This window comes from Cyclobacterium xiamenense, from assembly GCF_009467825.1.
In the GTDB taxonomy this organism is placed as follows: domain Bacteria; phylum Bacteroidota; class Bacteroidia; order Cytophagales; family Cyclobacteriaceae; genus Cyclobacterium; species Cyclobacterium xiamenense.
Window position 1 is genome coordinate 43,762 of record NZ_WIOK01000033.1, and the last position, 10,735, is coordinate 54,496.

At 47.9% G+C, this 10,735-nt stretch carries 14 protein-coding genes; 6 read left to right on the plus strand and 8 right to left on the minus strand.

Going from position 1 to position 10,735, the window contains the following annotated elements:
- The first annotated feature begins 1 nt into the window (after window position 1).
- The 3 genes from GCU44_RS19405 to ftsZ are packed head-to-tail and all read left to right on the plus strand — an operon-like array spanning window position 2 to window position 3,751.
- The gene (locus GCU44_RS19405) at window positions 2–754 is read left to right on the plus strand and encodes a cell division protein FtsQ/DivIB (protein WP_154858824.1); all 753 of its coding nucleotides are present in this window, start codon (window positions 2–4) and stop codon (window positions 752–754) included.
- A gap of 11 nt (window positions 755–765) precedes the next feature.
- Entirely contained in the window at window positions 766–2,082 is a 1,317-nt protein-coding gene (gene ftsA / locus GCU44_RS19410) for a cell division protein FtsA (protein WP_154858826.1), read from the plus strand.
- Window positions 2,083–2,128: 46 nt separating this feature from the next.
- The gene (ftsZ, locus tag GCU44_RS19415) at window positions 2,129–3,751 is read left to right on the plus strand and encodes a cell division protein FtsZ (protein ID WP_154858828.1); all 1,623 of its coding nucleotides are present in this window, start codon (window positions 2,129–2,131) and stop codon (window positions 3,749–3,751) included.
- Between the two features lie 2 nt (window positions 3,752–3,753).
- Here ftsZ and GCU44_RS19420 read toward each other — a convergent pair whose 3' ends face one another.
- Window positions 3,754–4,278 carry an NADPH-dependent FMN reductase gene (locus GCU44_RS19420; RefSeq protein ID WP_154858830.1) on the minus strand — a complete coding sequence of 175 codons (525 nt, stop codon included), beginning with the start codon at window positions 4,276–4,278 and terminating at the stop codon, window positions 3,754–3,756.
- Window positions 4,279–4,396: 118 nt separating this feature from the next.
- Between GCU44_RS19420 and GCU44_RS19425 the strand changes: the two genes are divergently transcribed.
- A complete protein-coding gene (locus GCU44_RS19425; RefSeq protein ID WP_154858832.1) occupies window positions 4,397–5,242 on the plus strand; it encodes a purine-nucleoside phosphorylase in 846 nt (281 codons plus the stop codon).
- 341 nt (window positions 5,243–5,583) lie between these two features.
- Window positions 5,584–5,769 (plus strand): type II toxin-antitoxin system RelE family toxin, encoded by a 186-nt coding sequence (locus GCU44_RS19430; protein WP_262885336.1) that lies wholly within the window; start codon window positions 5,584–5,586, stop codon window positions 5,767–5,769.
- A 530-nt stretch (window positions 5,770–6,299) separates the two neighbouring features.
- On the opposite strand, the gene GCU44_RS19435 is transcribed toward GCU44_RS19430, so the two are convergent.
- Window positions 6,300–6,521, minus strand: coding sequence for an addiction module protein (locus GCU44_RS19435; RefSeq protein ID WP_154858835.1), 222 nt, complete (start codon window positions 6,519–6,521; stop codon window positions 6,300–6,302).
- 136 nt (window positions 6,522–6,657) lie between these two features.
- Between GCU44_RS19435 and GCU44_RS23515 the strand changes: the two genes are divergently transcribed.
- Window positions 6,658–6,819, plus strand: a complete 162-nt coding sequence (locus tag GCU44_RS23515) for a hypothetical protein (RefSeq protein WP_394366502.1) — start codon at window positions 6,658–6,660, stop codon at window positions 6,817–6,819.
- 254 nt (window positions 6,820–7,073) lie between these two features.
- Here the strand turns inward: GCU44_RS23515 and GCU44_RS23415 are convergent, their stop codons facing one another.
- The 6 genes from GCU44_RS23415 to GCU44_RS19465 all read right to left on the minus strand — a co-directional run bounded on the left by GCU44_RS23415 (window position 7,074) and on the right by GCU44_RS19465 (window position 10,409).
- Window positions 7,074–7,205 (minus strand): hypothetical protein, encoded by a 132-nt coding sequence (locus GCU44_RS23415; RefSeq protein WP_262885335.1) that lies wholly within the window; start codon window positions 7,203–7,205, stop codon window positions 7,074–7,076.
- A 159-nt stretch (window positions 7,206–7,364) separates the two neighbouring features.
- Window positions 7,365–8,201 (minus strand): IS3 family transposase, encoded by an 837-nt coding sequence (locus GCU44_RS19445; RefSeq protein WP_154858837.1) that lies wholly within the window; start codon window positions 8,199–8,201, stop codon window positions 7,365–7,367.
- Window positions 8,198–8,491 (minus strand): transposase, encoded by a 294-nt coding sequence (locus tag GCU44_RS19450; RefSeq protein WP_154858839.1) that lies wholly within the window; start codon window positions 8,489–8,491, stop codon window positions 8,198–8,200. The genes GCU44_RS19445 and GCU44_RS19450 overlap by 4 nt, the downstream gene beginning before the upstream one ends.
- Window positions 8,492–8,548: 57 nt before the next feature.
- On the minus strand, window positions 8,549–9,229 hold the full coding sequence (locus tag GCU44_RS19455) for an RHS repeat domain-containing protein (RefSeq protein ID WP_154858841.1): 681 nt from the start codon (window positions 9,227–9,229) through the stop codon (window positions 8,549–8,551).
- Window positions 9,230–9,692: 463 nt separating this feature from the next.
- A complete protein-coding gene (locus tag GCU44_RS19460; protein ID WP_154858843.1) occupies window positions 9,693–10,034 on the minus strand; it encodes a type II toxin-antitoxin system HicB family antitoxin in 342 nt (113 codons plus the stop codon).
- Window positions 10,035–10,166: 132 nt separating this feature from the next.
- Window positions 10,167–10,409, minus strand: a complete 243-nt coding sequence (locus GCU44_RS19465) for a type II toxin-antitoxin system HicA family toxin (RefSeq protein ID WP_154858846.1) — start codon at window positions 10,407–10,409, stop codon at window positions 10,167–10,169.
- Window positions 10,410–10,735 lie beyond the last annotated feature (326 nt).

The following is a 10,735-nucleotide window of genomic DNA, read 5'->3' on the forward strand; positions in this document are numbered from 1 at the left end:
CATGAGACAGGTTAAAAAAATCGTCCTTCTGGTATTGGCTGGCCTGGTAGTATCGGGATTCATTGCTTTTGTCGAGAAGAAGGCGGCATCACGAACGCTATCCGGCCTGGAAATCCACGTAGAGGGGGTCAGCGACGTCTACTTTGTGGAAGAAAAAGAGCTCGTCGGCCTCCTGACCAATGCCTTTCCCGAATTGGAAAAGCAGGGAACGCTAGAGGATATTTCCATCAATGCGCTGGAAAAAAAGGTAGAAGCGCACCCCTTCGTGAAGAAGGCCGAGGTTTATCGTGATTTGAAAGGAACGATACGGATTCGTGTAAGCCAGCATGTCCCAATGGCACGGATTGTCCGTCCCATGGCAGCGGATGGCTACATCAGCAGCACGGGGAAAATCCTACCCACCTCGTCCAATTACACCAGTCGGGTGCTGATAATGACCGGAAGACGGGCAGAAGCTTTACTGAAGCTGGAAGATTTGTCCGCATCGGAACCCGCATTGCTGGACCTGATCCTATTTATCAACGAAGACCCCTTCTGGGCGGCACAAATCAGCTCGCTGGAGCTGCGGGACAATGGAGACATCGATCTGTACCAACAGGTGGGGAAGCAGGTCATTGAGTTTGGGAAACCCGAAAACATCGACATCAAGTTTAGAAAAATCAAAACCTACTACAAGAAAATCCTTCCGGAAAAAGGATGGAATAGGTACGAACGGGTAAATGTAAAATACAAGGATCAAATCATTTGTGAATAACTGTTAGCGCTATGGAAAACGAAAAACTCATTGTAGGACTGGATATAGGTACCACGAAAATCTGTGCGATTATCGGTCGGAAGAACGAATACGGAAAGCTAGAGGTATTGGGTATGGGCAAAGCCGTATCCGACGGAGTAATCCGTGGCATCGTCACCAATATCGATAAAACCGTCAACGCGATCACCAAAGCGGTCAACGAGGCCTCTGAAATGTCCAACGTAGACATCGGAGAGGTGATCGTCGGCATCGCCGGACAGCACATCCGAAGTGCGATTCATCATGGCGTGATCATCCGCAACCCCAAGGACGACGAAATCACCGTGGAAGACGTTCGCCGTCTGGCCAATGACATGGAAAACATCGTGGTTCCACCCGGCAACAGCATCATTCACGTCATGCCGCAGGACTACACCGTAGACTACGAAGAGGGCATTCGGGATCCGGTGGGCATGTCCGGCGCACGTCTGGAAGCAGATTTTCACATCATTACCGCCCAGTCGGCGGCGATCAACAACATCGACCGCTGCGTGAAGCGGGCCAGTCTTCAATCCAAAGCCCTCATCCTGGAACCCCTGGCCAGCTCCCTTTCGGTGCTGAGCGACCTGGACAAGGAAGCAGGCGTCTGCCTGGTAGACATCGGTGGAGGCACCACGGATGTGGCCATTTTTTACGAAAACATCATTAGGCATACCGCGGTAATTCCGTTTGGAGGCAATATCATCACGGCCGATATCAAGGAAGGGTGCATGGTCATGCACCATCAGGCGGAGTTGTTGAAAACCAAGTTTGGCAAGGCCATCGCCGAAGAAGCCAATCCAAACGAGATTGTTTCGATTCCGGGCCTGCGCAACCGGCCGCCCAAAGAGATTTCCGTAAAAAACCTGGCCTCCATCATTCAGGCCCGCATGGAAGAAATCATCGAAATGGTCCAATCCGAAATCGCCACCAGTGGGGTGTACAAAAAGCTGGCCGGCGGAATTGTACTGACGGGTGGCGGCTCCCTGCTGCATGGAGTGGGACCCTTGTTTGAATACCTTACCGGGCTGGATACCCGCATCGGCTATCCCAACGAGCACCTGGGTAAATCTAAAATTGACGATGTAAAGAGTCCCATGTACGCTACGACCGTGGGCCTGGTACTGGCCGGATTCAAGGCGTTGGATGACCGCGAGGATACCTACCGCCTCAAGGAAACCGTACGCAATCCGGCGGCCAGAAAAGCCTACCGATCCGAGCAGGTAGGCCGGGACATATTTGGATCCATTACCAAAAAACTGAAAAATTTCATCACCGATGATATCGGCGACGACAACGAAAACTACTGAGCGGTTTCGCCCAGCATCACACATAGCCAAAAAAATAGCATAGATCATGAGAGATTATGAATTCGATATTCAAAAAAATCACCGATCGATCATAAAGGTCATCGGTGTCGGAGGCGGAGGTTCCAATGCCGTGAACCACATGTTCAACCAAGGGATCAAAGACGTAGAGTTTGTGGTGGTCAACACCGACTCACAGGCGTTGAAAAGCAGCCCGGTACCGCTGAAATTGCAGATCGGAGCGCACCTCACCGAAGGGCTGGGTGCGGGTGCCAACCCCGAAAAAGGAAAAAATGCCGCCCTTGAGAGCAAAGAGGAAATCCGAAAACTCCTGGAAGACACTACCAAAATGGTATTTATCACCGCCGGAATGGGCGGAGGCACCGGCACCGGGGCAGCTCCCGTCATTGCAAAAATCGCGAAAGACATGGACATCCTTACCGTGGGCATTGTCACCGCACCTTTCGTATTTGAGGGAAGGAAAAAAACCTTTTCCGCACAGGCCGGAATCGAAGCCCTGCGGGAAAACTGCGATACCGTATTGGTCATCCTCAACGATAAACTTCGGGATATCTACGGCAACCTACCCATACGCCAGGCATTTGGCAAGGCTGACAATATCCTGAGTACCGCTGCCAAGTCCATCGCCGAGATCATTACCGAAACCCAGGATGTCAACGTGGACTTCGAGGACGTCAAAACCGTCATGAAGGACGCGGGAGCAGCCGTCATGGGTTCGGCTATGGAAGAAGGGGAAGGCCGTGCCATCAAAGCTGCCGAGAAAGCCATTTCTTCTCCCCTGCTCAACAACGTGGACATCAAAGGAGCCGAAAAAATACTCCTTTCCATCATGTCGGGAGAAGACGAAGAGCTATCCATGGACGAGTTGGTGGAGATCACCGAATTCATTCAAGACCGGGCGGGAGACATGGCAGACGTCATCTTCGGTCAGGGCATCGATCCCGATCTGAAAAAGGCCATCCGGGTAACGGTCATTGCCACCGGCTTTCAAACCGATTCCCTTGCAGACAAAACCTTTGCCGAAACCAGGAAAAAAGAAGCGGAGGAAAGCAAAAAAGTGATCCATTTGGAGTCGGGAAAAACCTCAAAGGTGGAGGAAGACGAAAGCAATCCGGGACAAACCGTGACCTTTTCTGTCAAACAACCTCCACAACCTTCCCCGGATGCCTCCAGAAATGCGTCCGGCACTCCTCAGGAAGCCCCTGCGGAAAGGAAAAACAACCCGGTGACGCCAAGCGCAACCAGTCAGAAAGAGGAGGAGAGGCACGATTTCGAATTCGTCGCACGAGCCCCTGCTCCGGAAGCAAAAAAAGTACTGACCTTATTCGACCGGCCGGAGGAAGCCGCGCCCAGGGAAACTCCCAGGGAAAAGGAAGAGCCCAACATGTATCAAAACGACTACTTCGAGCAAATAAAGGAAAAGGCAATGAAGCGGGCGCACGACCGTTTCGAAAAACTGCGCCAAATGCGCTCGGTGAACCAGACGCCGGAGGAGTTTAAAGAAAAACTGGAAATACCGGCGTACCAACGGAAAAACATCAAACTCCACGAAGTACAGCACAGTTCGGAGCGGAATCTTTCCAAATTTAACCTAAACGATGACAACGAGATCATCAGCAACAACCGGTTTCTTCACGATAACGTGGACTGAGCCTAAAAATCGATCAGCGCCCTCGCCTGCTCGTGCAAGAGGCTGATGTATAGCTTATTGGAAAGGTGCCCGTCAACCATGTTTTCCTCGATCTTGGCGAGTTTAATCTTATTGGCCAGTACATGCATCCCCAGGTAATTAAATATATCGGTCAGGTGACTCAGCGCTATGCTGGCACCGCCGATACCTGAGGAAATGCCAACCAGGGCACATTTCTTTGAACGAAAACTATTTGGATAGGTCATTCCGTCAATAAAGGACTTTAAAATACCGGGGAAAGACCCGTTGTATTCCGGCACAATAAATACAAACTTGTGCCCGCTTTTTACGCGGTTGTGGATGGCGTTGTAGGCGCTATTTTTCCCGTTATTTTCGTACAGGGCAGTAAACACAAAGTCATCCGGAAGGTCAGTCAGGTGAATGATTTCACTTTCTGCTCCGTTTTGATCCAATATCTGCTGATACAACCCGGCCATTTTGGCCGATACTGCATTTTTACGATTCGTGCTTACGATGATCTTGATCATGAAGAATAATTTTTAACTACATAAATACAAACAAGTACCCCATAAAGTTTCCCTTTCCATATATTTGGTTTTAACCGGAATCCATTGCCTTCCGGCCTCACTGTACCCTTTCTTCCCCATGCGCAACGAACCCTCCATTCCCTATGCTGAAAAAATCACCCATGCGGTGAATTACCTCGCGCCTTTTCTAAAAACTCCTCCCGAAACCGGAATCATTCTGGGTACCGGACTGGGCAGCCTCCTACGGGACATCGAGCCGGTGCGGGAAATCCCCTATGGCGACATTCCCTTTTTTCCCGTTTCTACGGTGGAATCCCATCTCGGAAAACTGGTCCTGGGAAAATGGGGCAAACACCCGGTCCTTGCGATGAAAGGACGGTTTCACTATTACGAGGGCTATTCCATGAAAGAGGTGACCTTTCCGATTCGGGTCATGAACAAATTGGGCGTGAAAAACCTGCTGATTTCCAATGCTTCCGGGGGATTACATCCGGCGCAAAACGTGGGCGACCTGCTCCTCATTGACGACCACATTGACCTCTTTCCGGAAAACCCGCTTCGTGGGCCCAACCTGGACGAATTTGGAGACCGGTTTCCGGACATGAGTGCTCCCTACTGTCCCCGATTCATTGAATGGGCCCTGGAGATCGCACAAGCGGATGGAATCCGGCTGCACCGGGGTACCTATGCAGGCGTGCAGGGACCCAATCTGGAGACCCCGGCCGAGTACCGCTACCTCCGAATCCTCGGTGCAGACGCGGTCGGAATGAGCACCGTGCCAGAGGTGCAGGTAGCGGTTCATTGCGGCATGAAAGTGGCAGCCCTTTCGGCCATTACCGATCTCGGTACGCCGGGAAATATCCAAAAAATCAGCATTGCCGATGTGCTGCGAGCTGCTGCAAGCGCCGAACCCGCGATGCGTAAAATACTATCCGGTCTGCTGAATCGCCTGTACCCTTCCTGACGCTTCTTCCCGCATCCCGGACCCTTGCCTCCATGGCAAGGAAAAAAACTGAAAGTGCTTTTCCTGAGAACTTATTCGTATACACCATCGCTAGCACCGGGTACTCCAAACAGCATGGGCAGGCATACGGACCGAAATAGGATGCGGGAGGTGGGTAAGATCGGGAACGATCCGGTCCGGAGGCTAACAGGACGAATCGGCGCATAACCAGGTCGAACAGGCTTTTCGCGGGATCGAAGATGCGGCCCTGGGTGAAGAGAAACACCGTTCGACGAGGCAGCAGGTGCCGGAAATACGCCAGTCAAGCCAAACCGCATTGATTCACCCTCAAATCCATAGTACTGGATCTGGGAAATGACCCTCGCCCAAAAGGCTGCAAGAAGTTAAAAGACAGGGACGGCTACCGTGTCCGTATGGCCAACTACCGAATCATCTACGAGATACAGGACAGTGTCCCGCTGGTGGATGTGATCGATCTGGGCCACAGAAAGGATATTTATCTTACCTTACAATCATTTTGGGAGTGATATCCCTTAAGAAAACGCGGACTAAATTTAGCCAACTGTCAGATAATATCGGAGCTATTACAGCTGAGCTACGAAGCTTACCTGAGGGCTGGCGTGGCTTTTTGCCGGATGACGATGAGGAACGCCGCTAACCTGTCAACTTTATCGATATGCTGAATTTACTTTTCGAAGTGGCTATCACAAAAGAATGCAGTTGGATCTTGAGGTTTTCATACCAATCCGTATGGTATCACCTCTTGCTTTTCCAGACCTCGGGATCCCTGCTGGTATGCGTGATCGCAAAAACAACAATCAATCCGTCCGTTTCCTCTATTTTGTAATGTACCTGGTAGAGGGGAACCTGTCCAACAAAATGCTTCTCAGATCCCTATAGATAACCTGACAATGCATTGGATACCTCCGGATATAATCAAGCCTTGATTTCAATACCAAATAAAACGCTTTACCTAATCCAGGCCTTTCTTCATTGTACCATTCCATTATTTCCTTAATGTCGAAACGAACTTCCGGGAGCAGCTTAATCCTGTAGGTCATAAATCCTTTTCAATCTCTTTCATTATTTCATCCCAGTCCAACGCATTGCCGGGATCTTTTTCATAGGAAGCTATACGCTCATCCAACAACGCCTTGTGGGCATCGCTTAACCCTCCCTCCTGAAGGTGTTTGAGAGCCTGAAGCTGTTCCAGTATTTTCGGATCCTGTAGCTCCGTGAGCCAGTGGATAAGGTCGACTTTGATGGTTTGGATATCCATTTTGATCAGTTTTATCTGTTCTTTAAAGTTATTGGTTTTTTTGTTCAGTTAAGTTTCTGCTGTACGAAAAGATGGCATTTCCACACCGTCGTCCTGATCCCTGAGTGACGGCAGCTGCATTTCATTAGCGCAGCGGATCGCCGCTTCCAGGGAGATGATCGGCAAGTATGGGCGTAACGAAAACTTACCCTCTATCGAGATGGTAGCTAAGATGGCCAGGGCTTTTGGCGTAACGGTGGAGTTTTTTTCGGGGAAGGTGAAAACGCTTCTTACGACAAAGAAACGGTGGATCGTATAAACGACATACAAAAAATGGATGCAGATACCAAAAGCGTTTTATTAAACGTCATTGATACTTACATCCAAAATTTTAAAACCAAACAGGCTTTCGCTAAATAGAAAAAGCCCCTTAATCGGGGCTTTTTTAATATAACTTACTAAAGAGTTTAAATTGTTCTTAAAGAAAACTAGCCAAAAAGATAGTATAATAATATCATTAGTAATACTATAAGTAGGCCAATAAAATTCATCCTGCCTGCTAATAAAAATTCATTATCGTCTTTTTTCTTCTTCATCTCTTCTTTGAACATTTTCATTGATTAACCCGCTAGTTTTATTAACCCCACTTTCAACAACACCTAAGGCAGATTTTTGAGTATATTCCTGAATGGGGTTATTTATCAATCCTACTTTTTTAGATTGCAGAATTGCTGCACTATAATACTCCCTATTTATTGGACCAAAGGTATCAGTTGCTAAGTTAATTTATTTGATTATTAATGTATCTTTAGTTGTCTTTATTCCCAAGGGTACCCTTGGGAATAAAGACAACTAATTTTAATTTTATGCGGCGACACCTATCGTGTCCCCGTACATTTGTTCGGGTCTCTTTTTGGTAGTATGATGGATCTTATGATTATAATACACCATGTGCTTACCGATTCCCTCTGCCAGTTCAAAACCATCGTCACAGGGGTTCAGGTAGATGTAATCATACTTGATAGACTTCCAGAACCTTTCAATGTAGATATTGTCCAGAGCCCTTCCTTTGCCGTCCATGGAGACCCTGATGCCCAGGCGTTCAACATAATTGATCCAGAGGCCTGAGCTGTACTGGCCTCCCTGGTCGGAATTGATTATCTCAGGTTTGCCGTAAGCTGTTATTGCCTCTTCGAGTACCTCTTTACACCATTTGGCATCCTGGCTGTTGGATAGGCCCCAGGAGAGTATCTTTCTGCTGTACACATCCATGACTGCCGTCAGATACATGAATCCTTTCCGCATGGGGATATAGGTGATGTCGGTCACCCATACCTGATTGGGACGCTCTATTTCCAGATTCCTGAGAAGATAAGGCCTGATATATTCTCTCAGGCCCGATCTGGTGAGGTTCTTCCTCCGATAGAGCGTCTCTCTTCCCATCAGCCTGAAAAGCCTACGGATGCGCTTCGGACCGACAACAAAGCCCAGTCCGGTCAACAGGTACACCATCGACACTACTCCTTCGGTGGGGTGGTCGGTAAGGTGTCGGTCCATTATACCCATTAGTTTCAGGTTCAGTTCGTTTTCTCCCTTTGGTTTGTAATACAGGCTGCTACGAGGCACTTCCAGTAGTTTACATTGCTGTCTAACAGACAGTGACTTGGAATCGGGCAAAACAAGGCTACACCGCGCTTTCATATCCCCAGTTTCTTGCAACTTTTTTTTAGAAAGTCATTCTCTACCTTCAATTCCCCTATCTTCGCATAGAGCTGGTCCAATACAGGATCATCGTCCTTTTTCTTTGGGTGGTCTTTGTCGAATACCGTGGACATATTGTCCAAAAACTCCCCTTTCCACTTAGAAATAACCACGGGACTGATATCGAACTTCTTAGACAGTTCTGCCAATGTATGCTGACCTTTGACCGCTTCAAGTGCCACTTTGGCCTTGAATTCAGATGAAAATTTACGTCTTGTTTGCTTGCTCATAAGGTTAAATTTAATCGTTTTTTTTAACTTAACCTCCGGTCTAGTTTTTGGGGAGTATTATACACCTGCAGCCGAATTAGTAATTGCACCTACAGCGAGGTTAACACCTTCTTGGACTGCCCCTGGGACATTTCTGTTGCTCAAATGAACTCCCGCCTTCATGGATTTACCAAGTATGGAAGCTCCTTCACCAATAGGTACAAGAACCATAGAAGCCCCTTCTGTCGGTATCGCAAGCAAGATTCCTAGATCTGATACTGCCTCTCCACCTTTATCAAGAACATTTCCCACATCCATTGTTGCTTCCTTTGCAAAGGTTTTTCCGACTTCGGTCACTGCATTGATATCGGAAGCAACCCCTGCAATCTTAATGGCTGACCTCGTGGTTTCATTCATCCCGATATTTAAAGGGGTATTACCAGACGTTCCCGAAATCAATCTTTGTGATGGAGTGTTGGCTTGACTTAAAATACCTGAATATTTTGCTTTCATCCCTTGATATGCGGCGTAAAGCATAGGCCAGCAGCTGGGACATTTACCATCTGGATCATTGTACCTGATAGGATTGTTCCAACTGAACTGGTATGGGGACATCCCTATCTGCCTTGGGTGGTCGGCCAGCACGTCTATGCTTATAAACCGCCCAATTGCAGGATCGTAAAACCTTGATTTGAAGTCGTATATTTCCAGATTAAGATCCCTTATGATCTCGTTCCCGTTGTAGAGGTATCGGTACACCCCTGCACAACAATTTCCTGAGCTTTTCCAACCTCCTCACAACATTTAAAAAGAACGTTTCGCCCCATTGGACAACCATAAAGATAGTTTTTTTCGGTTGAAAAATTTCAGTCGAAAAAAGAAAGCCTTGAATTAGGCGGGTATGGGCAAAAAGCAAGGGAGTGGGGCGGTTTAAGCGGTGGGTAGATCCCGGCAGTGACTGGCGAAGCGATCCGCCGTGGCGGAAAGCATCTGCACGGAGACACGGGGACAGCCATGAGAAAGAAGAGGGAGCACAAAAGACATGACAGCCTCGGAGCACAGCGAAGACCCGAAGGACGGCAGGTGGGCTGAGCTACGAAGCTTACCTGAGGGCTGGCGTGGCTTTTTGCCGGATGACGATGAGGAACGCCGCTTAACCTGTGACAGTTTCCCTTACGTCGAGTGTCTTTTCGGAACGGATCCCTTTCCTGTAAAAAAATAATCAGGCAGGTTCTTTGTCGACCCTATACCGAATCGCTTCGGCCACAAAGTTGTTCAGGGAGGTCTTGGCCTCCATGGCCAGCAATGCAGCCCGTTGGTGCAACGATGGCGGTATCCTCACATTGAAACTTCCTTTAAACGGCTTCTCAGGGGGTTTTCCCCCTTCCTTACAATCAGCCAGATAAGCATCAACGGCTTCTCTAAAATCCTCTTCCAGATGTTTTCCTGTCTCTCCTTCGTAGGAGATCAGACCCCTGATTCCCAACACTTTTCCATAGAGCAGACTATCCTGGGGACTATACTCAATGCTGCCCGTATAACCTTTGTATTCCAGATATTTCATATGATTTTAATTTGCTTTTTAAAGGACATATGCCCGCCCGGATGACACCAGTCGGACGAGGAATCTCACCATTATAATCATCCCTCCGTAGGCTGTTTGCGTCATGCCCGACTGCCCCGTGCAGGCTCAATTTCATAACTCCAATAATTCTCTGACCTGTTTCATTTGGTATTGCTTCATAATCCCGCTTGGATGGGGCTTGTGGAGCATGACAGGAACCCCTTCACCGTTCTCGAATTTCACCCTCGAACCGGAGGTCTTACCTTTCTTTACTTCCTCAAAACCAAAGTATCCAAGCAGTTTCACCATCTCCTCATAATGAAAGTCGGATGGCATGCCCAAAAACCTGGCGACCAGTTTTTCCTTCTTAGACATAAACTCAAAGTAACTGTATTTAGTTGCGTTTTCCAAGTAATTTGAATAGAATCGAACAAGTTTTGATTCTTTATCAGCTCTCTCAATTCTTCAAAGCCCATATGTTTGTACCTACATGGGTAACTCAAATTATTGTACTCGGCAAAACTGCTTACTATCTTTAATTTGTTCCCTGATCTTATATTAATCGTAATCGTATCAAAGCTACTGACCAGGCTTTTTGATATGGTACCAGGCTGCTTTTTTTGAACAGGTTAAAACTAGAATTTTTAACTTAGTGATTATGAAAAAGAGCAAATTTAGCGAAGAGCAGGTCATCAAGATCC

Excerpts from the sequence above, each read along its gene's own strand:
- GCU44_RS19405 (WP_154858824.1), top strand. The coding sequence starts at position 2 with ATGAGACAGGTTAAAAAAATCGTCCTTCTGGTATTGGCTGGCCTGGTA.
- GCU44_RS19450 (WP_154858839.1), bottom strand. The coding sequence starts at position 8,491 with ATGAGCAAGCAAACAAGACGTAAATTTTCATCTGAATTCAAGGCCAAA.
- ftsA (WP_154858826.1), top strand. The coding sequence starts at position 766 with ATGGAAAACGAAAAACTCATTGTAGGACTGGATATAGGTACCACGAAA.
- GCU44_RS19465 (WP_154858846.1), bottom strand. The coding sequence starts at position 10,409 with ATGTCTAAGAAGGAAAAACTGGTCGCCAGGTTTTTGGGCATGCCATCC.
- GCU44_RS19445 (WP_154858837.1), bottom strand. The coding sequence starts at position 8,201 with ATGAAAGCGCGGTGTAGCCTTGTTTTGCCCGATTCCAAGTCACTGTCT.
- GCU44_RS19460 (WP_154858843.1), bottom strand. The coding sequence starts at position 10,034 with ATGAAATATCTGGAATACAAAGGTTATACGGGCAGCATTGAGTATAGT.
- GCU44_RS19425 (WP_154858832.1), top strand. The coding sequence starts at position 4,397 with ATGCGCAACGAACCCTCCATTCCCTATGCTGAAAAAATCACCCATGCG.
- ftsZ (WP_154858828.1), top strand. The coding sequence starts at position 2,129 with ATGAGAGATTATGAATTCGATATTCAAAAAAATCACCGATCGATCATA.
- GCU44_RS19420 (WP_154858830.1), bottom strand. The coding sequence starts at position 4,278 with ATGATCAAGATCATCGTAAGCACGAATCGTAAAAATGCAGTATCGGCC.
- GCU44_RS19435 (WP_154858835.1), bottom strand. The coding sequence starts at position 6,521 with ATGGATATCCAAACCATCAAAGTCGACCTTATCCACTGGCTCACGGAG.